22 protein-coding genes and 1 pseudogene are annotated in these 24,333 nt (G+C 38.0%); 9 read left to right on the forward strand and 14 right to left on the reverse strand.

Features of this window, described 5'->3' with window-relative positions; translation table 11 throughout:
* Nucleotides 1-24 precede the first annotated feature (24 nt).
* Together I6E70_RS11950 and msrA are read right to left on the reverse strand one after the other, a co-directional pair.
* Entirely contained in the window at nucleotides 25-801 is a 777-nt protein-coding gene (locus I6E70_RS11950) for an amino acid ABC transporter substrate-binding protein (protein ID WP_197188797.1), read from the reverse strand.
* A gap of 134 nt (nucleotides 802-935) precedes the next feature.
* The gene (gene msrA, locus I6E70_RS11955; protein WP_166376329.1) at nucleotides 936-2,225 is read right to left on the reverse strand and encodes a peptide-methionine (S)-S-oxide reductase MsrA; all 1,290 of its coding nucleotides are present in this window, start codon (nucleotides 2,223-2,225) and stop codon (nucleotides 936-938) included.
* Between the two features lie 256 nt (nucleotides 2,226-2,481).
* Between msrA and pxpB the strand changes: the two genes are divergently transcribed.
* The 6 genes and pseudogenes from pxpB (at nucleotide 2,482) to I6E70_RS11985 (ending at nucleotide 7,555) form a co-directional block, all read left to right on the forward strand.
* Nucleotides 2,482-3,147 carry a 5-oxoprolinase subunit PxpB gene (pxpB, locus tag I6E70_RS11960; RefSeq protein ID WP_197188798.1) on the forward strand — a complete coding sequence of 222 codons (666 nt, stop codon included), beginning with the start codon at nucleotides 2,482-2,484 and terminating at the stop codon, nucleotides 3,145-3,147.
* Nucleotides 3,140-4,066 (forward strand): biotin-dependent carboxyltransferase family protein, encoded by a 927-nt coding sequence (locus I6E70_RS11965; RefSeq protein ID WP_197188799.1) that lies wholly within the window; start codon nucleotides 3,140-3,142, stop codon nucleotides 4,064-4,066. The genes pxpB and I6E70_RS11965 overlap by 8 nt, the downstream gene beginning before the upstream one ends.
* A 34-nt stretch (nucleotides 4,067-4,100) precedes the next feature.
* Nucleotides 4,101-4,196, forward strand: a pseudogene (locus tag I6E70_RS20700) (5-oxoproline transporter, DUF979 family subunit); the annotation flags it as partial.
* Nucleotides 4,189-4,857: a pyroglutamyl-peptidase I gene (pcp, locus tag I6E70_RS11975; RefSeq protein WP_080670012.1), complete on the forward strand. Its 669-nt coding sequence runs from the start codon at nucleotides 4,189-4,191 to the stop codon at nucleotides 4,855-4,857. The pseudogene I6E70_RS20700 and the gene pcp, both read left to right, overlap by 8 nt.
* A gap of 153 nt (nucleotides 4,858-5,010) precedes the next feature.
* Complete coding sequence (gene asnB / locus I6E70_RS11980) at nucleotides 5,011-6,684, forward strand: asparagine synthase B (protein WP_010552851.1); 1,674 nt, start codon at nucleotides 5,011-5,013, stop codon at nucleotides 6,682-6,684.
* The gene (locus I6E70_RS11985; protein ID WP_197188800.1) at nucleotides 6,668-7,555 is read left to right on the forward strand and encodes a PhzF family phenazine biosynthesis protein; all 888 of its coding nucleotides are present in this window, start codon (nucleotides 6,668-6,670) and stop codon (nucleotides 7,553-7,555) included. The genes asnB and I6E70_RS11985 overlap by 17 nt, the downstream gene beginning before the upstream one ends.
* 18 nt (nucleotides 7,556-7,573) lie before the next feature.
* Here I6E70_RS11985 and egtD read toward each other — a convergent pair whose 3' ends face one another.
* Both egtD and egtB read right to left on the reverse strand, forming a co-directional pair.
* Nucleotides 7,574-8,548, reverse strand: a complete 975-nt coding sequence (gene egtD / locus I6E70_RS11990) for an L-histidine N(alpha)-methyltransferase (protein WP_010552853.1) — start codon at nucleotides 8,546-8,548, stop codon at nucleotides 7,574-7,576.
* Complete coding sequence (gene egtB / locus I6E70_RS11995) at nucleotides 8,545-9,816, reverse strand: ergothioneine biosynthesis protein EgtB (RefSeq protein WP_197188801.1); 1,272 nt, start codon at nucleotides 9,814-9,816, stop codon at nucleotides 8,545-8,547. The genes egtD and egtB overlap by 4 nt, the downstream gene beginning before the upstream one ends.
* Before the next feature lie 627 nt (nucleotides 9,817-10,443).
* Between egtB and I6E70_RS12000 the strand changes: the two genes are divergently transcribed.
* Nucleotides 10,444-12,024 (forward strand): BCCT family transporter, encoded by a 1,581-nt coding sequence (locus I6E70_RS12000; protein WP_007583074.1) that lies wholly within the window; start codon nucleotides 10,444-10,446, stop codon nucleotides 12,022-12,024.
* A gap of 243 nt (nucleotides 12,025-12,267) precedes the next feature.
* Here the strand turns inward: I6E70_RS12000 and I6E70_RS12005 are convergent, their stop codons facing one another.
* From I6E70_RS12005 to trhO, 3 genes are all read right to left on the reverse strand, one after another.
* Nucleotides 12,268-12,978: a 3'-5' exonuclease gene (locus I6E70_RS12005; RefSeq protein WP_169043594.1), complete on the reverse strand. Its 711-nt coding sequence runs from the start codon at nucleotides 12,976-12,978 to the stop codon at nucleotides 12,268-12,270.
* A 3-nt stretch (nucleotides 12,979-12,981) separates the two neighbouring features.
* Nucleotides 12,982-14,877, reverse strand: coding sequence for a DUF294 nucleotidyltransferase-like domain-containing protein (locus tag I6E70_RS12010; RefSeq protein ID WP_007583071.1), 1,896 nt, complete (start codon nucleotides 14,875-14,877; stop codon nucleotides 12,982-12,984).
* Nucleotides 14,878-15,025: 148 nt separating this feature from the next.
* The gene (gene trhO, locus I6E70_RS12015) at nucleotides 15,026-16,033 is read right to left on the reverse strand and encodes an oxygen-dependent tRNA uridine(34) hydroxylase TrhO (protein WP_007583069.1); all 1,008 of its coding nucleotides are present in this window, start codon (nucleotides 16,031-16,033) and stop codon (nucleotides 15,026-15,028) included.
* 208 nt (nucleotides 16,034-16,241) lie between these two features.
* On the opposite strand from trhO, the gene I6E70_RS12020 reads away from it, so the two are divergent.
* Nucleotides 16,242-17,570, forward strand: coding sequence for a DEAD/DEAH box helicase (locus I6E70_RS12020; RefSeq protein ID WP_007583068.1), 1,329 nt, complete (start codon nucleotides 16,242-16,244; stop codon nucleotides 17,568-17,570).
* Nucleotides 17,571-17,572: 2 nt separating this feature from the next.
* Complete coding sequence (locus I6E70_RS12025) at nucleotides 17,573-18,406, forward strand: CvfB family protein (protein ID WP_197188802.1); 834 nt, start codon at nucleotides 17,573-17,575, stop codon at nucleotides 18,404-18,406.
* Between the two features lie 43 nt (nucleotides 18,407-18,449).
* Here I6E70_RS12025 and I6E70_RS12030 read toward each other — a convergent pair whose 3' ends face one another.
* The 7 genes from I6E70_RS12030 to cmk form a co-directional block, all read right to left on the reverse strand.
* Entirely contained in the window at nucleotides 18,450-18,824 is a 375-nt protein-coding gene (locus I6E70_RS12030; protein ID WP_007583062.1) for a hypothetical protein, read from the reverse strand.
* A gap of 93 nt (nucleotides 18,825-18,917) precedes the next feature.
* A complete protein-coding gene (gene pyrF, locus I6E70_RS12035; protein ID WP_007583060.1) occupies nucleotides 18,918-19,622 on the reverse strand; it encodes an orotidine-5'-phosphate decarboxylase in 705 nt (234 codons plus the stop codon).
* A gap of 351 nt (nucleotides 19,623-19,973) precedes the next feature.
* Nucleotides 19,974-21,110: a lipopolysaccharide assembly protein LapB gene (gene lapB, locus I6E70_RS12040; RefSeq protein WP_010552858.1), complete on the reverse strand. Its 1,137-nt coding sequence runs from the start codon at nucleotides 21,108-21,110 to the stop codon at nucleotides 19,974-19,976.
* Between the two features lie 2 nt (nucleotides 21,111-21,112).
* Entirely contained in the window at nucleotides 21,113-21,394 is a 282-nt protein-coding gene (locus tag I6E70_RS12045) for a lipopolysaccharide assembly protein LapA domain-containing protein (RefSeq protein ID WP_007583056.1), read from the reverse strand.
* 21 nt (nucleotides 21,395-21,415) lie between these two features.
* Nucleotides 21,416-21,703, reverse strand: coding sequence for an integration host factor subunit beta (gene ihfB / locus I6E70_RS12050; protein ID WP_007583054.1), 288 nt, complete (start codon nucleotides 21,701-21,703; stop codon nucleotides 21,416-21,418).
* Between the two features lie 67 nt (nucleotides 21,704-21,770).
* Nucleotides 21,771-23,438, reverse strand: coding sequence for a 30S ribosomal protein S1 (rpsA, locus tag I6E70_RS12055; RefSeq protein ID WP_002961176.1), 1,668 nt, complete (start codon nucleotides 23,436-23,438; stop codon nucleotides 21,771-21,773).
* A 96-nt stretch (nucleotides 23,439-23,534) separates the two neighbouring features.
* Nucleotides 23,535-24,245, reverse strand: coding sequence for a (d)CMP kinase (cmk, locus tag I6E70_RS12060; RefSeq protein WP_007583052.1), 711 nt, complete (start codon nucleotides 24,243-24,245; stop codon nucleotides 23,535-23,537).
* Nucleotides 24,246-24,333 lie beyond the last annotated feature (88 nt).

The following is a 24,333-nucleotide window of genomic DNA, read 5'->3' on the forward strand; positions in this document are numbered from 1 at the left end:
TTATAACTTACGGGGCTTTTTTAGTTAATTTTTTATTTGATACTCTTTTTTTAATTTACTTATTTGCACTTTATGTGAAAGCAAAAATGTATCAAATTGCTTAACTACCTCAGGATAGTCAATCGACGATAATAAAAAGGCTTGTAAATCTGTCGGCAATTCGTTTTGAAAATAAACGGGTCGGGTTAATTTGAAATATTTAACAATATTATAGTTTAATACATCGTTAGATATGTAAATACACTCCACTCGCTCTTTTAAAAGCATCTCTATTAATTCCATTACGTTAGCTGTTTCAATTAGCTCAACGTTTTCGTTATTCATTAAAGGTTTAAAGCTTTGAGACGTAAACCCTCTCACCGTTGCAAAACTAACGCATTCATCAATAGTGATATTTTTATTTAAACTCGCAATACCCGTTTTAGTCACAACGGTTGGCTGCGAATAAATAATTTCATTTAAATCACCAAAGGAAGTTTTATAACTTGGTTTCCATTGAGGGTTATCTGGATATTTAAAATCAACATGATGGTGATCAATGAATTCTTTATAAAGACGATTAATTGGCAGCGTGTAAAACTCAAATTCAAAATCGTGCTGCTGTGCAAATAAATTGAGCAACTCTTCACTGAAGCCATAATAGTCAGCACCATTTGTTCCACTACCATCAAAGTAAGGTAGATACTCTATATTCTCTACACCGACGACATAGTGCGTTGCCGACTTAGCATCGGTTATAAAAATTAAGAAAGCTAAAGGCAAATACATTAACTGCGTTGTTATTTTTATAAATTGATTCATTTACAGCCTAAGTTATATTATTGATGTGTAGCTCAACGCTTTAATTTTAACAAATTTGCAAAGAATATGATAAATCTATTTTATTTTATTCAAAAAAAAGCCTGATTAAAATCAGGCTTTACAAAGTAAAAGGTTTAGCTTTTATCTCTTGGTACAAAATCGAGTACTGTTGCGTTTATACAGTAGCGGTCTGTGCCTCTAGGGCCTTCTCCTGGGAATAAATGACCAAGATGAATACCTGTACTTTTAGAACGTAGCTCAATACGTGTTATTCCCCAGCTGCTATCGTCATGCTGCGTTACACTACTTTTTACTGGGTGCTTAAACGACAACCAACCAGTACCGGAGTTAAACCTATCGCTTGTATCAAATAGTGGCTCTCCACTTAATTTATCAACAAAAGTACCATCAGGTGTATTTTTAAACTCTTTGTACTCTTTACAATAAGGTCTATCTGTTCGTGCATCGAATGCAACTTTGTAAGCATCACTGTTACCTAATTTAAAAGCGCCTAATGCTTTATAAAACTCTTCAGGTGTTGCATAGCCTTGACGGCCATATACCTCAACGCCATTTTCTAGAAACAAAATAGTCGGCGTTGCCCACGTGGCTGACTTAATAGTTAAATCATTAAGTTGGTCAGCATGGCGAAATGTCATAGGTATTGTGCCTTTGTAATCATTTGCGACTGCTTTTTTAAATTTTTCACAGTACGGGCAGTAATCACGAGAATCAAGTACCACTATTTGCTTACCTGCGAGTAGAGCACTGTTGTCTGCTTTTTCTACGGGTGTTTTATTAAAAACTACGCCTGTAGAATGATCGGGGCAATAGCCATTAGGGTTCTTTTCTAGATAATTTTGGTGATATTCTTCTGCCGATACAAAACCTGTAAGCGGTTTAATAACCGTTTCGATTTTGCCGTAGCTCGCATCAGTTAAAAGCTGCTGATATTGCGATTTAACTTGCTCAGCTACTTTAGCTTGTGCATCAGTAGTCGTTAATACAATTGAACGATATTGCGTACCGATGTCGTTACCTTGGCGATTTTTTTGCGTAGGATCGTGACTTTCAAAATAGTTTTTTAAGAGATCTTCTGCTGAAATTATATTGCTGTTATACATAACTTGCACAACTTCAGCATAATTGTCCTCGTCAAAACGACGAGACTGATCAGTAATATTTCTGTACGTTGCTTTAAACCCATTACCGTCAGCATAACCCGACTCAGCATCAATAACGCCATTAAGCGCTTCGTAGCGTTTTTCTGCTCCCCAAAAACAACCAGACCCCAGTACAATGGTTTCTACATGCATGGTGGCTTCTACATTACTGTGTTCTACCTTTTCCATAGATAAAGCAAAGCTGCCTGCGCTAAATATAATAGCAGCGCCTGATAAATATAATAAATGCTGGTGTTTCATAAAGTACCTCATAAACAAGTGCGTGCTAATTAAGACCTCCTTATCTTAATTTTCATTTCAACCTAATTACTTATTTAGTACGAAATGTATTAAGTTTTAGTCCTCAATAAGTTAAATACGATTAATTGAATATAAAAACACTCTTAAAGTAAGCTGGGTAAATAAACACTAAACATAACAACTTAGTCGCAATGGTGTAAATAAATTAATAAAACTGTGTTACGTTTAAATTATGTTGTACAAATAGGTTTATTTAATGAAGCCAGCTCCCCATATTTATGCATTAACAAACAGTAGTTTACTACTTGATGCATCGCATTTAGACGCTACAGATAGACTCTCTATTCAAAAGAAAATTTGGGCTTTAGCTAGCCACTGTAAAAGCACTGATAAATTTACCGATTTGGTGCCGGCCATGAACTCGCTCACTCTCTATTTAAAATCAGATAAACACTTAAATAAGTGGTTACAAGTCCTACCTTCGCTGTGGAATGATATTAAAACGAGTACTTTTAAAGGGCAACATCACTTAATCGAAACCATATACAAGGGTGAGGATATTAATTACGTGGCTCGTTATCACAATTTAAGCGCTGATGAGGTTATTAATATTCATAGTAAAACCAAATACCACGTTTTATTTTTAGGCTTTCAGCCCGGTTTTGCTTACCTACATGGCTTAGATGAGCAATTACATACGCCAAGGCGTGATGAGCCACGCATTAAAGTTCCTAAAGGCTCTGTTGCGATAGGTGCTGAACAAACCGGAATTTACCCCGCAGATACCCCTGGTGGTTGGCACATAATAGGCCATACAGATACTGCTTTGTTTGATTCGACCTCGGAGCAACCTTGTTTAATTCAACCAGGCGATACGCTTGAATTTGTTCCGCTAGTTAATAAAGGAGCAACTCATGATTAAAGTACTTAAAAGTGGTGTATTACTTACAATTCAAGATTTTGGCCGTGATGGCTACCGCCATTTAGGTGTAAGCAAAGCGGGCAGCTTAGACCCCTTTGCACAAATAATTGCTAATAGATTACTTAACAATAACGACAATGATGCCGTTTTAGAAATAACTGTTGGTCTGTGCGAGCTGGAATTCACCTGCGACACAGTAATTGCGCTTCATGGTGCAGATTTGCAAGCAACCCTTGATGGACAAGCAATTTACCCTGGTTGGACATACACAGTAAAAAATAAACAAGTACTGAGCTTTGCTACTGGTAGAGCTGGATTAAGAGCTTATTTAGCAGTGAAAGGCGGTATACAAAATACTGAAGTTATGGGCTCTAAATCTACAGATTTAAACGCATGTTTTGGTGCTATTGAAGGTAGAGCTCTCGCCACTGGTGATGAAATACCTATTACTCCTTATTATGGAGAGTTTATAAAAGTAGGCGCAATTGCTCCCGCCCAGCGCAAGCTTATAAGACTGCACCCAAGCCCTCATGCTAATTTGTTAGGCGAGCCTTTACTTAACAACTTTGTATCTACCCCATTTAAAGTTAGTAGTAACAGCAACCGAATGGGCGTAAGGCTTGAGCATAAAAATAATTTGGCACATTCGCACTCTTTGCCATCACTAGGGGTGAGTCCTGGGAGTATTCAACTGCCACCGAATGGTGAGCCTATTGTGCTACTTAACGATGGTCAAACAACCGGGGGTTACCCTCTTTTAGGGACTGTAATTGAAGCCGACTTACATCAATTTGCACAATTTAGACCTTTAGATACTGTTGAGTTTAAATATGTAACGTTTGAAGAAGCAGCAAAGGCGAAGCAGAAACTTGACGGGCACCTACATCAATTGAGCCTTGCACTTAAAAATAACCTATAAAATATTCTAGAATCAACACGCCCTAGATTTTAAAAATAGGTACCATGTAATAAAGGTTCAAATTCCGACGGCCGTTACCTTACTCGCCGTTAATATTATTTTAATGTATAGCTTGGTGTTTAATGACTAAATCAACTTCTACTATGCCGTGTGTATTAATAACTGGCTTTGCTCCTTTTGGTGGCGAAGCTATAAACCCTTCTTGGCAAGCAGTGCAAAAACTTGATGAAACTATCATCATGAAACACAAAATATGCACACTAGAACTTGCCTGTGAATTTAATACGTCTATCAGTCAGCTTATAAACGCCATTGAGTCGCACAATCCGGCGGTTGTTTTATGTATAGGCCAAGCTGGTGGGCGCAGCGAAATATCAATTGAGCGTATTGCAATAAACGTTGACGATGCACGCATTAAAGACAATGCAGGTAAGCAGCCTATCGATACACCAATAGAAAAAAATGGCCCTGATGCCTATTTCACAAACTTACCAATAAAGCGCATGTTACAAGCATTGCACAACAGCAATATACCTGCTGCCATTTCCAATACAGCCGGTACGTATGTGTGTAATCACGTTATGTATGGTCTTATGCATTACATAAATGATCACTGCGCTGTAATGAAAGGTGGCTTTGTGCATATTCCTTATTTACCAAGCCAAGCTGTGCACCACAATGGCGCACCAAGCATGAGCGAAGAAACCGTTATTAATGCCCTGAGAGTTATGATTGCACAAGCTTTGAACAATAATAGCGACGTAAAAATAGCAGCAGGAACTACGCATTAACCACTTTGGTGCAATTACATCTAGCTTGGTGCATAAATTATTCTTAATTAATTGTAAAAGCTATGTGACTTGAGTAATTTTTTCTGATAAAACAAGGTTTCGCAGCACAGCAAATTGGCTCTGCTGCACACATAATAGGAATGAGGAGTTACTATGTGTTCAATTTTTGGGGTATTAGATATTAAATCTGATCCCACTCAATTGCGTACCCAAGCAATTGAAATGTCAAAGCTGCTTAGACACCGTGGCCCAGATTGGTCTGGTGTATATGCATCTGAAAAAGCTATTTTAGTGCATGAGCGTTTAGCTATTGTTGGTGTATCAAGCGGTGCACAGCCTTTATACAATCCTGAAAAAACAAATATTTTAGCGGTTAACGGTGAGATTTATAATCATAAAGAACTTGCAGCAGAGTTAGACGTTGATTTTACTTTTCAAACTCAATCAGACTGTGAAGTTATTTTAGCGCTGTATAAACAAAAAGGGCCTGACTTTTTAGATGACCTAAATGGCATTTTTGCATTTTGTTTATACGACGAAGAAAATGACGCCTACTTAATTGGCCGTGACCATATTGGTATTATCCCGCTTTACACCGGTCACGACGAGCACGGTAACTTTTACGTTGCTTCTGAGCTAAAAGCACTTTCTCCAATTTGTAAGCATATTGAAGAATTTCCACCAGGGCATTACCTGTACAGCAAAGATGGCAAAATGACGCCTTATTACAAACGTGATTGGGAAACATTTGATGCAGTTAAAGATAACAGCGCAGAAGCGCAAGACGTTAAAGATGCATTAGAAGCGGCCGTTAAACGCCAATTAATGTGTGATGTGCCTTACGGTGTATTACTTTCTGGTGGTTTAGACTCATCGGTTATCTCTGCTATTACCCAGCGCTTTGCTGCAAAACGTATTGAAGATAACGACGAAAGCGATGCATGGTGGCCTAAGCTGCATTCTTTTTCAGTAGGTCTTGAAGGCTCACCTGATTTAGCGGCTGCACAAAAAGTAGCTGACATGATTGGTACTATTCACCACCCTATCATTTTTACCATTCAAGAAGGTATTGATGCATTACGTGAAGTGATTTACCACATAGAAACCTACGACGTAACAACAATTCGTGCCTCTACACCTATGTACCTAATGGCTCGCCAAATTAAAGCAATGGGCATTAAAATGGTGTTATCTGGCGAAGGTGCTGATGAGCTATTTGGTGGTTACTTATACTTCCATAAAGCCCCTAACGCACAAGAGTTTCATGAAGAGCTAAACCGTAAAGTATCAAAACTGCATATGTTTGACTGTTTACGTGCTAATAAATCAATGGCGGCATGGGGCGTAGAAGCACGTGTACCGTTTCTTGATAAAGAATTTGTTGATGTTGCTATGCGTATCAACCCTGAAGCTAAAATGTGTAAAGATGGAAAAATTGAAAAACACATTTTACGTGAAGGCTTTGAAGGTTACTTACCTGATGAAGTGCTATGGCGTCAAAAAGAGCAATTTTCAGACGGTGTAGGCTACAGCTGGATTGATACCTTAAAAGAGTTTGTAAACGAGCAAGTAAGCGATCAAGAGCTTGCAAATGCAAAATTTAAATACCCTATTAATACACCAGATTCAAAAGAAGCTTACTACTACCGTACTATTTTTGAATCGCATTTCCCTGGTGATGCATCAGCTAAATGTGTACCGCATGGTAAATCGGTAGCGTGTTCGACTCCTGAAGCACTTGCATGGGACGCATCGTTCCAAAACAATGCAGATCCATCAGGTCGTGCTGCAGGCGTTCATAACGACGCATATGCAAGCAAAGGTTAATACTCTTTGTTTAACGAAGCGTAAGCCTAAATGGCTTACGCTTCGCTTTATAGAGCTCACTTCCACCGAATCTGTTTTTTATAGCCCTGCACATAACTTAAAAGGCTCAAGTGCTTTAATTGTTATTTATAAAAATGGGTTAACTTCAAAAACAATGCAATATATTGCATCACAATCAACTTACCCTGCTACCGTATTTTTAAATCAAAATGAGATAACTAAACGCCATTGTAAAATTCGCTGGTTTAATCAAACGAGTGAAATTAAACGCTGTGGACATGGTACTTTAGCAGCCGCTAATTTTTTAATAGACCATTTTGGTTATTGCCCTGAAGCATTTACTTCAATGAGTAATGAGCGCTTTACTATAAGAGTAAAAAAACAACGCGCTCAGCTGTTACTAAAAAGCATAGAGCCTAAAAAAAGCGAGTTAGCTGAAGGTGAGTTAAAAAGTGTGTTTTCATCAGCAATAAAAGCAGCCTACAGTACCGGCGACAAAAACGGTTATACGGTTGTATTATTTAATGAAGAATTTAATAAAGAATTTAGTAAAGAATTCGATAAAGAAGTTGAAAAAGACGATTTAAAAAGCATACGCATTGATTTTAAAGCTTTGTGTGCACTCCACAAAAATGCAGTAATTGCCCTTAGTATAAAAAATAAAGACAAGAAAAATGCCATAGCGCATTTTAGATACTTTGCACCCCAGTTTGGTGTAAATGAAGACAGTGCTACAGGCTCTGCGGTATCTGTTATTGCCCCCCTGCTATTTAGACTACACGGTTTAAATAAAGCTATGCTTGTACAGCAGTCAAATAGTGGCGCATTGCTAAACTATGAGTTTAACAATGCTAAAGTTGTCATTTACTAAACATAACTTAAGTAATGCTTAAAGCGGTCTTAATAAACACAGGGCAAAATAGTTACTATCGTCTTGCCATGTTTGCTCTAACTTTAAATTAGCTTGCGCTGCAAGCTGCTTAAACGACTCGAGCGTGTACTTGTGAGAGTTTTCTGTATGGATACTTTCGCCTTCTATAAAGTCTATTTGCTGATCATTTATAATCACGCTTTGAGTACGATTACTTACTAAATGCATTTCAATACGGCTATGTTGCTCGTTAAAGCGTGACTCGTGGCTAAAGTTATCTATATTAAATGTGCCGTTTAGCTCGTTATTAATACGTTGTAGTAAATTTTTATTAAAAGCAGCGGTAACTCCCGCTTTATCGTTATATGCATCAAGTAACACTTGGCGCTCTTTTACTAAATCAACCCCAATTAATACATAACCATTTACACCGCATAAGCGATGGAAATTATTCATAATTTCTATGGCTTTAACTGGGGCAAAATTACCAAGAGTAGAGCCCGGAAAGTACACCAAATTAGTTTGACTGTCTAAAGCGGTGTCTTTGGTTAGCTGTTTGACCATTTGGCTATGTGTAAAGTCTCCTAATAATGGCGAAATTGCCAAATCTGGAAATAATGGTGACAAATGTGCAAGTGAATAACTGAGCATCTCCTCAGATATTTCAAACGGTACAAAGGTTTTAACGTTTGCCATATGCGCTAATAAATAGGCTACCTTTTTACCCGAGCCACAGCCGGGCTCTATAATAGAGAGGTTTTCAGGTAGCATTTGAGCAATCGACTTTGAGTGTTGCTCTAATATAGAAAGCTCAGTACGTGTAACATAATACTCTTGTAAGGTTGTTATTTGCTCAAATAATGCAGCACCTTTATCATCATAAAAATATTTACATGGAAGCGTTTTTTGTTGTTGAGTTAATCCGCTTATCACGTCGTTTAGAAATTCAGTGTCGGTTATGTTGCTTTGCTTAATCGCTGTTACTTGGCTCATACTATATCCTTAGCTAGTCTTATCCCGCTGCACATCCACGCTTGATGCGGGTAATAAAAATTACGGTATGTTTGTCGTAAATGGTTTTGAGGGGTAAACACACACCCACCACGTAACACCATTTGGTTATTCATAAACTTACCATTGTATTCCCCTGCTATTCCTTCAATAGGCTTAAAACCGGGGTATGGTAAATATGCACTGTTCGTCCATTGCCAACACGAATCAGTTAACTGATTTATTTCAGTATCACTCTTTCCTTGCTGAGGTGTTAGGTAGTGATTATTAATCTCTGTTGAAGGAGTATTTTTAGCTGCATATTCCCATTCGAACTCTGTAGGCAAGCGAGCCTTTACAAAATTAGCATAGGCACTGGCCTCAAAATAACTAACATGACAGATCGGGGCATTTAAATTGAGAGGCTCTAATCCATAGTGTGTAAACTCAAACCACTCGTTATCTATACAATGCCAATATAATGGTTGCGTTAGAGCGCTGTTTTGTATATTTGCCCAACCGTCGCTTAACCAATACTGTGGATTGCTGTACGCGCCTGCATTTATAAAGTCTAAATATTCCCCATTAGTGACCAACCTATTGGCGAAGCTAAATGGATGAATTAATACTTGGTGTTTAGGGCGCTCGTTATCGTATGCAAATTCATCGTCGGCATTTGTACCTATATTAATAATGCCTTGCTCAAAGTTTATAAAATTAAGGGGCTTAATATCTGCTGATTTGTTTTGGCTGTTTAAAGGCGATGTTTTATATTGCGGAAATAATGGATTTACTGAAAAGTTATATTTGATGTCCATCAGCATTAGTTCTTGATGCTGTTGCTCGTGGTGTAATCCAAGATTAATAATATCTTTAATTTGTGGGCTAACTTCAGTTTTAAGTAATTCAACCACACAGCTATCTACATGCTCTCTATAAGCTAAAACTTCATCTAAACTAGGCCTAGATAAACTACCTCGGTGTGCGCGCTTAAATTGCTCTCCAATCCCATTGTAGTAAGAATTAAAAAGCATTCTATAGTGAGAGTTAAACACAGTGTACTGCTTGCAATAAACACTAAGTAAAAACGTTTCAAAAAACCACGTCGTGTGCGCTAAATGCCATTTACTTGGGCTGGCATCTGCCATAGCTTGTAATTGGCAATCTTCTACAGTGAGTGGTTCAATAATAGCCAGGCTTTCGCCTCTAACGCTGTAAAAGCGTTTAACAAGTTCGTTTTGATTGGTATTGTTTAAAGCGCATTCACGCATAATAGTATTAATCCTTTGCCTATCTATTTATAAAATATAGCTTAGTGTTGTGTTAAATCATATTCATATTACAACTTGATTAAAGATGCTTATCAGCTTATAAATTTATACTAGCCCTGAAGGGAAATTTGCTCTTTACTGCTCAGCTTTTAATTATTCTCACGTGTATGTAAGCATGTAGAATAACGCAGATTTGAAACAGCACCGTTAGGTTACAAACTTAGGATCGATTAAATCGCTCCTAAATAGAACAAATTTCAATCCTAAAAGGTCAACAAGCCCTAGTATTTAAGCATTAATTAAGTTGCTTAAAAGTGATCTTTTTTTACTTAACCAAGTAAATTAATACTTTTAATAGCAAACTAAATTTTAACGTTCACTGAATTTACAATTTTAGGGCTTTTTAAATAAAAGAATCATGAATTTGGCTATATAAACAGCGTTTTAAATGCAAATTCATTTACATTTAATATTTAACTCATACACTACTAGCTGTATGATCACTCTTCAAATTAGTTAGTCTTCAAATAATTATGGTATTACATTTACTTAATATTTAAAGGCTAATGTAATTCGATATGACGCCGAATTTATTTTGGCTTGTTAGGACAACTAAAGAGGTATTGCATGAAGGAAAATCATGACAAATATAGTATTGACAGTACAGACTACACTGTAGGTCAAGACAACGTACAAAAATGGGGGCTTGATATACATAACTCTGTTTTCGGCATAAGTGCCGGACTGATTGTCATTTTTTTAATCGCCATTCTTGTTACCGATCCACAAACGGCTAAATCTGCTCTTGATGGTATAAAAACAGATATTATCAATAACTTTGACGCCTTATTTATGTGGGCTGCTAATTTTTTCGTTGTTTTTTGTTTAGCGCTTATTGTTTCACCTTACGGTAACATTCGTTTAGGTGGTGATGATGCTAAACCGACTCATTCACGTATCTCATGGTTAGCTATGTTATTTGCTGCGGGAATGGGTATTGGCTTAATGTTTTGGGGCGTTGCTGAACCACTTGCTTATTATACAGGCTGGTTTGAAACACCACTGAATGTAACACCTAATACACCCGAGGCGGCAAAAGTAGCAATGGGTGCGACTATGTTTCACTGGGGCCTTCACCCGTGGGCTATTTATGCCGTTGTAGGGCTTTCGCTTGCATTTTTTACTTATAATAAAGGCTTACCACTGTCTATTCGTTCTATCTTTTATCCTATTTTAGGTGATAGAGCATGGGGCTGGCCAGGTCACCTCATCGATATTTTAGCCGTGCTTGCAACCCTGTTTGGTCTTGCTACTTCTTTAGGACTTGGGGCACAGCAAGCTTCTGCAGGAATAGACCATGTATTTGGTACCTCAGGCGGAGTTGGTTCACAAATTTTAGTCATTATAGGTGTTTCACTTTTAGCTATTGTTTCAGTAATTCGTGGGATTGATGGCGGCGTTAAAGTACTTAGTAATGCCAATATGCTAATCGCCTTAGTTTTGCTTATCTTTGTTTTTTTAGTAGGCTTTGCTGTTTCTGTAGGTAATATCCCGACTACTGTTATGGGGTATATAGAAAATATCATCCCACTAAGTAATCCTCATGGTCGTGAAGATGAAACTTGGATGCACGGGTGGACTGTATCTTATTGGGCATGGTGGATTTCTTGGTCACCGTTCGTAGGTATGTTTATCGCGCGTGTATCACGTGGTCGTACAATTCGTGAATTCTTAATTGCGGTATTGCTTGTTCCTACTGCTGTTACTATTTTATGGATGTCTATATACGGCGGAATTGCAATTGATCAAGTAATCAACGGTGTAGGTGAACTAGGTGCTAACGGCCTAACTGAAGTACCTTTAGCTATGTTCCAAATGTTTGATGCATTACCTATGGCGAACATTTTATCATTTGTAGCAATTATTTTAGTATTGGTTTTCTTTATTACTTCATCGGACTCTGGTTCTTTGGTAATTGATTCAATCACTGCCGGTGGCAAAATTGATGCTCCAGTACCACAGCGTATTTTTTGGGCTGTGACTCAAGGTGCGGTAGCCGCTGCATTACTTTGGATAGGCGGGACTGAAGCGATTCAAGCACTTCAAGCTGGCTCTGTATCAGCAGGATTACCTTTCACTATTGTATTGTTATTTATGTGTTTAAGCTTAGTTTTAGGTTTACGAACTGAGCCTCGCTCAATTAAATAATACTTTGAGTAAGTAACACTTTTACTTAGTAACAAAAGCGCCGCAATTTTTGCGGCGCTTTTTTGTTTAACTATTTAAAATCATACCAATTTGCTTAATAAAGTGATCTATTTTGTGGCAGGAAAATCGTATCGATAGTAAGGCAAAAATTTCGTTATTTAGTTATTCTAAATGAGAGATTTTTAACGCAGCTAGCGTCAGGTTTAACCCCTAAAATCATTAAAGCATTATTGCGTATTAGTATTATACCCACAACTCTGAAATTGGAGTATCTACACGGTAATGATGACTCAGTTGCGCTTGTAGGAGCTCGGCTGTAGCAAGCGCATCCGTTAAAGCATTATGGTTATTATATGGAGGTAATGAGTATCGCTCGCGGCAATCTGTTAATCTGAGCGATCCAAGTTTTGTGTTAAACAATCGACCTAATACTCCCTGCCTTGCTTTTAGTGCTCTTTTTTCTAGCTCCATTGTATCAACAAGTGCAAACTCAATACCTTCTTTAAGCCTAAGTAATAACGCATTATTTAAAAAATGTCGCTCTATTGCAGCGTAATGCACCACGACAACTTTGCCACTTAGCGCTTCAAGTAAAGGTTCAATAATTCGGTTAAAATCAGGAGCGTCGTCTACCTCAGAGTGCGTTATTCCATGGATTAAAATAGATTCTTCATGCAGGTTACGTCTTGGTTGAACAACCCAATGCCGACTGTGTTTGCAATAAATACGCTTTAAATTAAACGGCACTAAGCCAACACTCACTATATCGTCGTTCTGGCTATTTAAACCTGTTGTTTCAAAGTCCATTGCTACAAAAGGCACATCTTCTACAGCGGCTTTATCTTGGTTATAAGCACCTGCATAAAAGTGTTTTAGAAGTTTATTTTCGGTGTTGTTGGCAAGCTCGTTGTATCTAGTTTGCCAATCAACTGCTTTGTAATTACGCGGATTCATAGGCTACTTCACACCAGAATTTGCTGTGTAGCTAAATTTTAAATAGCTTTGTGCTTTTTCTAAAATAGCGAATGCCTCTTTTAAGTTTCGCTGTTCAAAAGGAGACAGTAAATGTGGGTCTAAGTCGTTATCAGGCTCTTCGCCCTTCTCTATTTGCCACGCTTGATGGCGAATTCGCATCATGGCAATATACTCAAGTGAATCACGTAAATCTTGCGCTTTACCCTGCGGTAATAGCTTAGCTTCAATAATATCTTCTAATCGCTCAAACGAGTTTTGTTTACGCGAACCAATAGCTAATGCGTGTACACGTATAACATCAGAAAGTGGTGCAGTACCTCTTCGTTTTAAGTTCATTGAACGCTTATGTTGGCCGTTATGCTCCATAACAAAGCCTTTAAAAAAGCCAAGAGGTGGTGTCCTATTTCGAGCATTTGCCGCCATATTTGCTAGAAATATACGATTCACTTTACTTTGTTTCGCTATAAATATTTTAAGCTCGTCGGCCCACTTGGTTTTGCCCCACACACCGTCTAAATCAAAAAATATAGAGCTATTAAGCAGTGCTTGTGGTTTTGGCTGGGCTATCCAATCAGCAAATTGATCGAACCACTCTGAGCGAGTTTTACGCCATTTTTTAAACGACGCCATTATTTCTCCATCACAGTAGGTGTAACCACACTGCGCTAAGCCATCACACACAAAATCGGCAATATTTTGAAAGTACGCGTTATGTTTTTCATCGTCGTAACTGTCATCTAAAATTAGTGCGTTATCTTGATCAGTTACAATAAGTTGCTCGTCGCGAGCCATGGAGCCCAGTGCAATAAAACAATAAGGAACGGGAGGTGGACCAAACTTTTCTTCAGCTAATACAAGTAATCTTTGTTTAAAAGTACGTCCGATAACGGCCATGGCAGTACCAATCATGTGTGAATTTGCATCTTCGTTAACCATACGCACAAAAACATTGGGTAATTGGCGTGCATAATGCGCTAAATCCTCAATTGTTTGTTGAGCAAGTATGCCGCGTACAAGTAATAAGCTGCTTTGCGATTCGTAACGTAAAATATCAGAGAGGGAGATAACTCCTATAGGACGTCTTTTTTGTACTACGGGTAAATGATGAAGATTATCTCTGAGCATAGCCAGTACCGCTTCAAAAATATAGTCATTAGCATCTAAAAGCACTAAGTTAGTAGACATAATCTCTTTTGCTTGTGTGTTAAAATCAAGCCCTTTAGCCACTACTTTTGAGCGTAAATCCCTATCGGTTATTATGCCAACGACTTGTCCATCATCTTCCTCAGGATCGTCGTTTATTGGTTTATTTACATCGGTTACCAAAACTGACGATACCGCCTCTTCGGTCATTAATTTAGCGATATCTTGTATTGTAGATGTTGCATCTACGGTGACTACATCTCTGTGAATTAATGATTTTACTTTAGCGGTTGTAAGGTCATTGCCATCAGCTTGTTCAACAATAGCTTGATGTAAACGCACGTTACCATCTGTTTCAAAGTAATCAGCAAACGCATCAAACTCATCACAGTAACGATTAAATAGCTCAACATTTATACAATAAACTAACGTATCTTCAAGAGCAGTTGCAGGAAAACGCACCTTACGGTTCATCAATAAACCCATTTGACCAAATATTCCTGCGATGGCCAAACGATTGTATAGCTCACCATTTCGGCGATACATTTCTACAGAACCACTTCTAATCACATACAAATCAGATATGTCTTGTCCAAAACTTAAAATGTCTGTTTTTGCTCTAAAATAAGCAACTTCTACTTGTTGAGCTAGCTCATTAAGCGCTTTTTGAGGTAAGTCATCAAAAGGAGGATGTTGTGCTAAAAATTGTGCGATTTCAACTTGTTCGGCTTGCATAAATCCCTTCCTGTATGCGCATTAAAATGACTAAATATGTTTTGCAGATTAACACTATCATCGGAGTGTGAAAACAATTACTGCACAATTTTGGGCACAAAAAAAGAGCCTAAATAGACTCTTTAAATGTAATACTTATTGTAAAAATTTATTTACCACGCTGAGCGTCTTTTTGGGCTTTTTTGGCTTCTTTACGTTGCTGTAAAACAGCTTGTGCCTCATTACCAATATGACCTTCACCACGGGCTTGCGCTAATTCTATTTGCTTTTGGCGCTCCGCAAAACGTGTCCGTTGCTCGTCTGTCACTTCTTCAATACAATGATGACAAGATACACCTTCCATGTATTCAGGCTTTAACTTTTCGTCTTCTGTAATTGGCATACGGCACGCGTGGCATTGATCATAAGAGCCCTTTTGTAAGTCGTGATCAACCGCAACTCGATTATCAAATACAAAACATTCGCCTTCCCACATGGTTTCTTCTTTTGGCACTTCTTCTAGATATTTTAAAATGCCGCCTTCAAGATGATAAACTTCATCAAAACCTTGCTCTTTCATGTAGGCCGTCGATTTTTCGCAGCGGATACCACCGGTACAAAACATCGCTACTTTTTTATGTTTTTCAGGGTCTAAGTTTTCTTTAGCCCACTGTGGAAATTCGCGAAAAGTTTTAGTATTTGGATCGACTGCATTTTGAAATGTACCAATTTCAATTTCGTAATCATTACGTGTATCAATTAAAATTACTTCTGGGTCAGATATAAGTGCGTTCCACTCATTTGGCTTTACATAGCTACCCACAACTTTAAGCGGATCTACGCCTTCAACGCCCATCGTTACAATTTCTTTTTTTAGTTTTACTTTAGTGCGGTAAAACGGGCATTCATCATCGTAAGATTCTTTTGTTACGATGTTTTTTAAATTTGGTTGCTCATCAAGCCATGCTAATAAGTTGTCTATCCCTTCACGTTTTGCAGAAACAGTGCCGTTTATACCTTCGGCAGCGAGTAGTAAAGTACCGCGTACTTCATTTGCTTCCATCACTTCAAGCAACGGCTTACGGATAGCTTCAAATTCAGGTAAACCAACAAATTTATACAGCGCACATACTACAAAGTGATCGCCCGTTACATTATCTTTATGAACAACAGTCATTATATTTCCTATTTTGCCTTATTAGCCAGTATTGGCGTTTACCGAATCGTAAATCCGGCGCATATGGGGCGCGTATTTTACGCTTTTTTAGTTTAATTGCAAAAAATAGCGCTATAGATTGGTTTTTACTGTTAGCGACCTATCTGTGTAAGCTATAATGCGCTGATAAATTTATAGACTTAATTTGCTCATTTTGGAGAAACACACATTGCAGTTTACTGATCTTGGGATTGATACACGCCTTGAAACACAACTAGCACATCAAGGGATCACCCAGCCCACCGATATTCAAGCGCATGCAGTGCCTACCGCACTTGCAGGGCATGACATTTTCGCTCAGTCTAAAACTGGGTCGGGCAAAACCTTGGCGTTTTTATTACCTGCTGTACAAAGGGTTATGAAACAAAAAGCACTCAGTAAACGCGATCCTCGTGTACTTATTGTTGCTCCTACTCGTGAGCTTGCTACGCAAGTATTTACTCAGCTGCGTTTATTAATTGCAGGCACAGCCATTAAGGCCGTAAAAATACTTGGTGGTGAAAACTTTAATGACCAAATAAAAGCACTTAGAAACGACCCACAATTCGTAGTTGCTACACCAGGGCGTTTAGCTGATCACATTACAAAACGTTCATTACAATTGAGTGGACTAGAACTGCTTATTTTTGATGAAGCCGATCGTATTTTAGATTTAGGCTTTACCGAGCAGTTAAAAATGATTAACGAGCAAGCTAATCACCGTTTACGTCAAACGTTATTATTTTCTGCAACACTTGACCATGCTCAAGTAGATGCTCTATCACGTAACCTATTAAAAAAACCAAAGCAAATTACGCTAAGTGCAGCGAACGAGCAACATAGCGATATTAAACAAACTTTATATCTAGCCGATCACCTTGATCACAAAGAAGCGCTATTAGAGCACTTTTTGAATCAAGATGATGTTGGTCAATGCATTATCTTCACAGCAACACGTTCTGACACGAGTCGCTTGAGTGAAGCGCTTAATGCTAAAGGCTTCAAGTCTGTAGCGCTTGCTGGTGATTTAACACAAAATAAACGTTTAGATATAATGGATTCGTTTAGTCGCGAAAACTTTAAAATATTAATCACCACCGATGTTGCATCTCGTGGTTTAGATTTACTAAGTGTAACGCATGTTATTAACTTTGATTTACCAAAACACGCTGAAGAGTATGTACACCGCATAGGTCGTACAGGACGAGCTGGCTTTAAAGGTAACGCAATTTCATTAGTTGGCCCAAAAGATTGGGCAAGTTACTTAGCTATTAAAGCATTTTTAAATGATGAGTTAAAATTTGCGAGCGTAGAGGGCTTAAAAGCTAAGTTTAAAGGTTTAAAAGAGAAAAAGCCTGAGGCAACGTGGGATAAATCTAAAGAAAAATCCGCCGCTGTTAAAAAGCCTGTATTTAAACGCAAAGCCAAACCTAAAAAGCCAACAGCACCAATTAAAGCACCAATGAACATTGATGGCGATACACCAATGCGCCGTAAAAAAAAGACTGAGCAGGAATAATTATGAGTTACCTAGGAACCACACAAACATTATTTGTAAAAGAAGTGAGTAACGAAGGTGCTTACTTAGATGGTCATGATTTAGGTGAAGTGTTTTTACCAAAACAAGAAATTAAACATGAGCTTGAAGCGGGCGATAGCATTAGTGTATTTATCTTTTTAGACAACGCTAACTTAGCAACTGCCACAACTAAAAAGCCACACGCACAAGTAGGTGAATATGCCCTGCTTCGCGTTAAAGAAATTAATAGTATTGGTGCATTTTTAGATTGGGGTCTTGAGAAAGATGTACTAACCCCGTTTAACGAACAAAAACCACGCATGCAAGAAGGTTACTCATATTTAGTTCGTTTGTACCTTGATAATGCAAGCCAACGTATTTGTGCATCAAACAACTTTAATCGCTTCCTATCTAAAGATGAGCCGCAATATACTCACTTACAAGAAGTGGATTTAATTGTTGCTGGCAAAACAGATATTGGCTACAAGGTATTAATTGAAGAATCGCATTTCGGTGTTGTTTTTTATAATATGGTATTTAAAAGCTTATTTGTGGGTCAAAAGCTTAAAGGCTTCATTCAAAAAGTACGTGAAGACGGAAAAATTGATGTTGTATTAGAAAAACCAGGTATGGGAAAAGTAAGTGACCTTGGTGAAACTATTATGCAAAAACTAAAAAATGAAGGTGGTGTTATCCCATTAGGTGATAAATCTGAACCTGAAGCAATAAAAAAGATGTTTTCTACTAGTAAAGCTAACTATAAAAAAGCAATTGGTGGATTATTCAAACAAGAGTTGATAGATATTGAAGCGAAATCCATTCGCTTAAGATCTTAATTATAAATAATAGGCTGTAATTACTAATATTATCTGTTTGTAATTAACCTAAAATATACTTATAAGGCAATGTACATTGCGTATATTGCCTTGAATAATCAAGCACTTCACCTTTTGACTCTAGGTTAAGCGGTGCCAAACGAAAAACCTTCTTTTCGCATTCTATTTTTTTATCATCAAGCTTAGATATGCAATCAGTTACTGTTATATGCTGAGATGTAAGTGTATCCTCATTTTTGTAACACAGGTGGTGTGCATAATCTTGCATTGTTTGTTTAAAATCGAACATATTGACAGGGTAATTCGTGATTATATCTGTTACTGATGTAACATCATCATATGCTTTATTAGAAAAAAGATTTTTATTTACTGAAAAACCCGCAACAATAATAATTATAAAACCTAATAATAACTTCAAAACAAACCCCTACTACATTTCAATCCTAATAATGTAACATAAAATACACATGAGGTAAGGGCTTTTAGCACTATATTGCTGCTTTTTGTTAAATTATGCTATAGACCTATTAACATCACTAAGCACTTTTACGGGATCATCCGCCTGAGTAATAGGTCGTCCTATAACTAAATAATCACTTCCTGCATCTATTGCTTGCTTAGGAGTCATAATACGCTTTTGATCGCCAGCATCACTGCCTTCAGGACGTATACCTGGTGTTACAAGTTTAAAGTTCTCACCTAACTCTGCTTTTAAAGCTTTTGCTTCTTGTGCAGAACACACAACGCCATCAAGCCCAGCTTCCTTTGCAAGCTTAGCTAAATATATAACTTGCTCTTGAGCAGATTTATCAACGCCTAAACGCTTTAGTTCTGTTTCATCCATGCTTGTTAATACAGTAACCGCGATAAGTAATGGCGCTTTATCGCCAAATTGTTCTAGAGCCGATTTAGCTTTGCTCATCATTTCAAAACCACCAGAAGCATGAACGTTTACCATCCACACACCCATTTTCGCAGCTGCAGTAACAGCTTTAGCTACTGTATTAGGGATGTCATGAAATTTTAAATCTAGAAAAACATCAAAACCTAAATCAATTAACTCTTTAACAAATGTAGGTCCAAAATAAGTAAACATCTCTTTGCCTACTTTAAGACGACATGTATCAGGAGAAAGTTGTTTAACAAAGTTTAAAGCAACCTCTTGATCATCGTAATCTAATGCTATAAGAATTTTTTTTGAGTGTTCGAAAGACATGACTATCCTAATGTATGGCTATAATACCAATCCGCAATAATACTTAATCAATTTGAGGAACAAATCTGACGCTAACTGCGTTAAAAATTTCTTATATAGAACAATAATATTACGAAATTTTTTGCCTTGTTATCGACACAATTTTCTTACCTCAAAACAGACCACTTAATTAAGCGAATTGATATAAAGTAATTGTATAAGTAGATTTAATGCAATAGTGCTAGCTGGTAATTTGAGAGAAGGTGTAGAGAAATTTATATAGACACAACATCAAAAAATTCCAACCCAGTAAACTCTCAGTTTAATTTGCTAAAATTATCATAGTTAAATCCGATATTATTTAAGGGGTTATTAAAATCCGTCTAAGCCTCGACTTGGAACAATGGTTTCCCAATGCTTACAAGAAGGGCAATTCCAATATATGGTGTAGCTTGTAAAACCGCAATGCTGACATTGGAAATCAGGTTTTGTAGCAATATAAGAGGTTACAAGCTTATCAATTTCATTAAGTACTTCTTTAGTATTTTTATTTTGGTCACCCATTAATTGCAGTAAAAAACTGAAACCACGTATAGTAGGTTGACGTTTTAAGCTATCAGTTAGAAATTCAAAGGCTTGTTTAGTGTGTCCTTGCTCAAGCAATGCTTGGCAATGTTTTATTTTAATTAATACACCGCCCTTTTCTAACAAGTCACTGACTAATTCATGGAATTGATGCGTTAAATTTAATTGTTTATAGCTGTGAGCTAGCTCATCAATAAACAACGGCGCAAACAAAGTGAATTGTGATACAAGCTCACGCCAGTAATAAATAGCTTTAACGTAATCTTCTTTCGCGTAAGCAACTAATCCTAACTCGTAAAGCGGACGTACGGCTTTATAATTTAAGCTAATCGCTTTTCTCATTAGTTGGGGTGTGTTATCACTTAAAGCTGATTCACAATAAAAATTAGCAATCGCTTTAAATTGTTGTTCTTTTGAAAATAGTTCGCTGTGGGCTTCAAACATGTTGATGCCTTTTTCCCATTCACGGGTTTGCGAATATAAAGTAATAATAGGGTCTAGCGCTTCTACATGGCCAGCCTTAACTAACCAAACTAAGTGCTCTTCTGCACTATCTAGTAGACCAGCCATTATATAATCTTCGGCAAGTTCTAAACGGCTAGTTGCAGCTTGTTGTTCATTTAAGCCTGGGTGTTTTAATAGAAGTTCATGAATTTTAATTGCGCGGTCTAATTCACCTCTACGGCGAAACATGGTGGCAAGTGTAGAATAGTGTTCAACAGAGTCAGCTGAAACTTCAAGCAAATTAATCAAGTGCTCTAAGCCTTGGTCTTCTTCTCTGTCGAGTAGAAACTTTAAGCCTTTGCTGTATTCAGAAGTGATCTGACGATTTAGTTGATGAGCTTGGTTTTTAGCACTGTTTTTACCCATAATCCAGCCGTAACCGGCGGCAACAGGTAATAGTAAAAACAAAAGCTCAATCATAGTTAGGTGTCTTTATTCGCGGCAAGCTTTTTTTTATCTTTTTCAGGCGCTAATTGTTTTTTTAAGCGGTAGTTTTGCCACTTTAATTGTGAAAACAATTTAAAGCTAATAAAACAACCCACTAAAACACCTAATAAAAAGCAGATACTTATTATTACAGCTAAAGGTAGTGTATTACTGGCTATAATATAATTTATTTGTACTAACTGTGGGTTTTGTGACCCTAATACAAATGCACTGATGAGGCATAGCGCAACCAGAATAATTTTTAATACCTTGAACAAGTAACTACTCCACTAAGTTAACTAGGCAATGCTTTCATTTACGCGGTCGCGTAATTCTTTGCCTGGTTTAAAATGAGGTACATGCTTTCCTTCAAGCTCAACTGTATCGCCTGTCTTAGGATTACGACCTGTGCGAGGAGCGCGGAAATGCAAAGAGAAACTACCAAAACCTCTGATCTCAATACGATCTGAAGTAGATAATGAGCCGGCCATTTGTTCAAGAATTTCTTTTACAGCATTCTCAACATCTTTCACTGGAACGTGTGCGTGTTGTTCCGCAAGTGTTTCTATCAGTTCTGACTTAGTCATAGCGTTTCCTTAAAAAGAGATATAGGAAGGGCAAAAAATGCCCTTCCAACTAAAAACTAATTATATATTAGTCTTTTTGTGCATTTGCGAAAGCAGCTGCCATTGCGTTTTCAAACACTGGCTCTTCTTTCTTAAGCTTCTCTAGTACTTCTTTCTCTTCTGCTTCGAAAAGAGCTTTTACAGATAAGCTTAAAGTGCGGTTCTTACGATCAACACCAACGTATTTAACTTCAATCTCGTCGCCTACAGAAACAACAGTAGTTGCATCTTCAACGCGTTCTTGAGCGATATCAGCTACACGGATGTAACCTTCAACGCCTTCGATAAGTTCAACAGTTGCGCCTTTCGCATCAACTTCAGTCACTTTACCTTTAACAATAGCACCTTTTTTGTTTGCATCAAGGTAGTTATTGAATGGGTCAGCTTCGATTTGCTTAACACCTAGAGAGATACGTTCACGCTCTGGGTCAACTTGCAATACGATAGCAGTGATTTCGTCGCCTTTCTTGAATTCACGTACAGCTTCTTCGCCAGGTGTATTCCAAGAAATGTCTGAAAGGTGTACAAGACCGTCAATACCACCGTCAAGACCGATAAAGATACCGAAGTCAGTGATTGATTTGATCTTACCAGTAACTTGATCGCCTTTGTTTTGTAGACGAGCAAATTCCTGCCAAGGATTAGCAATACATTGCTTAAGACCAAGAGAAATACGACGACGTTCTTCGTCAATTTCTAAAACCATAACTTCAACAGTGTCGCCTAAGCTAACAACTTTTGAAGGATGGATGTTTTTGTTAGTCCAATCCATTTCAGAAACGTGTACTAAACCTTCAACGCCTTCTTCGATTTCCACGAAACAGCCGTAATCTGTAAGGTTAGTAACACGACCAGAAAGTTTAGAACCTTCTGGGTAACGACCAGCGATAGCTGCCCATGGATCTTCACCAAGCTGTTTAAGGCCTAGAGATACACGAGTTTTATCTTTGTCGAATTTTAGAACTTTAACTGCGATTTCGTCGCCAACATTAACGATTTCTGAAGGGTGCTTAACACGCTTCCAAGCCATATCAGTAATGTGTAGTAGACCATCAACACCACCAAGGTCAACGAATGCACCGTAGTCAGTAAGGTTCTTAACGATACCTTTAACTTCTTGGCCTTCAACAAGGTTAGCAAGAAGCTCTTCACGTTCTTGTGAGTTTTCAGATTCGATAACTGCACGACGTGAAACAACAACGTTGTTACGTTTTTGGTCAAGCTTGATTACTTTAAATTCAAGCTCTTTGCCTTCAAGGTGAGTTGTGTCACGTACTGGACGAACATCAACAAGTGAACCAGGTAGGAAAGCACGGATTGAATCAACTTCAACTGTGAAACCGCCTTTAACTTTACCGTTGATAACACCAGTAACAGTCTCTTGCTCTTCACATGCTTTCTCAAGACGGATCCATGCTTCGTGACGCTTAGCTTTCTCACGAGAAAGTATAGTTTCACCGAAACCGTCTTCAATTGCATCTAGTGCAACATCTACTTCGTCGCCAACAGCAACTTCAAGTTCACCAGCAGCATTTTTGAACTGCTCAGCAGGGATAGCACTTTCTGATTTAAGACCAGCATCTACAAGTACAATGTTGTTCTCGATTGAGATTACTGTACCTTTAACGATAGAGCCTTGCTCTGCTTCAAAACCCTTTAAGCTTTCTTCAAATAACTGCGCAAAATTTTCTGACATACGAATATACGTCTCTATATATTATACCAATAAGCAACCATGCTGCATGGGGTTGTTAAAATAGCACTGGCATCCTGCTGGCGCATAAAATGTGTTTTAGCTTCGTTTAGGAAGCTTACCTTCAGAGATTGCAATATCCAATAAAGTTATTACCTTATCAAACACTTGCTGTGCATTGAGCTCGCTAGTATCAAGCTCAATAGCATCATCTGCAGGTACAAGCGGAGCAACGGCACGATTCATATCGCGCTCGTCACGAGCTTGAATGTCCTGTAATAGACCACTTAGTGTAACATCAAGACCGCGCGTATTCAACTCAACAAAGCGTCTACGAGCACGCTCTTCTGCACTTGCTGTTAAATATATTTTTAACGGCGCATCTTGAAAAACCACAGTGCCCATATCACGGCCATCGGCAATTAAGCCGTTTTCAGTGCGAAATGCACGCTGGCGACGTAATAACGCTTCACGAACGCGAGGTAATGCTGCAACTTTTGATGCTGCAGCGCCTACTTCTTCATTACGAATAGTAGTGGTTACATCTTCGCCTTCTAAAATAACTTTTCCTGCATTAGTTTGGCTATCTACCAAAAACTGCACATCTAAATTTGCAGCAAGAGGGACAAGCCCTTCTTCATTATCTAATGCAATTTGGTGATGAAGTGCAGCTAAAGATAAAACGCGATAAATCGCACCGCTATCTAATACATCCCACCCTAACTTGTCGGCTAACAAGCGACAAACAGTTCCTTTACCTGAACCACTTGGGCCATCAACGGTGATCACGGGCATTAATAACGCCTGCATTTAAAACCTCCTCCAATGCACACCTAAATAAACCGCGACATTATACGTCAGTTATTAAAATATATCTGCTATTAGTGTGTAACTTTTG

The sequence above is a fragment of the Pseudoalteromonas sp. NGC95 genome (assembly GCF_015864705.1).
GTDB lineage: Bacteria > Pseudomonadota > Gammaproteobacteria > Enterobacterales > Alteromonadaceae > Pseudoalteromonas > Pseudoalteromonas arctica.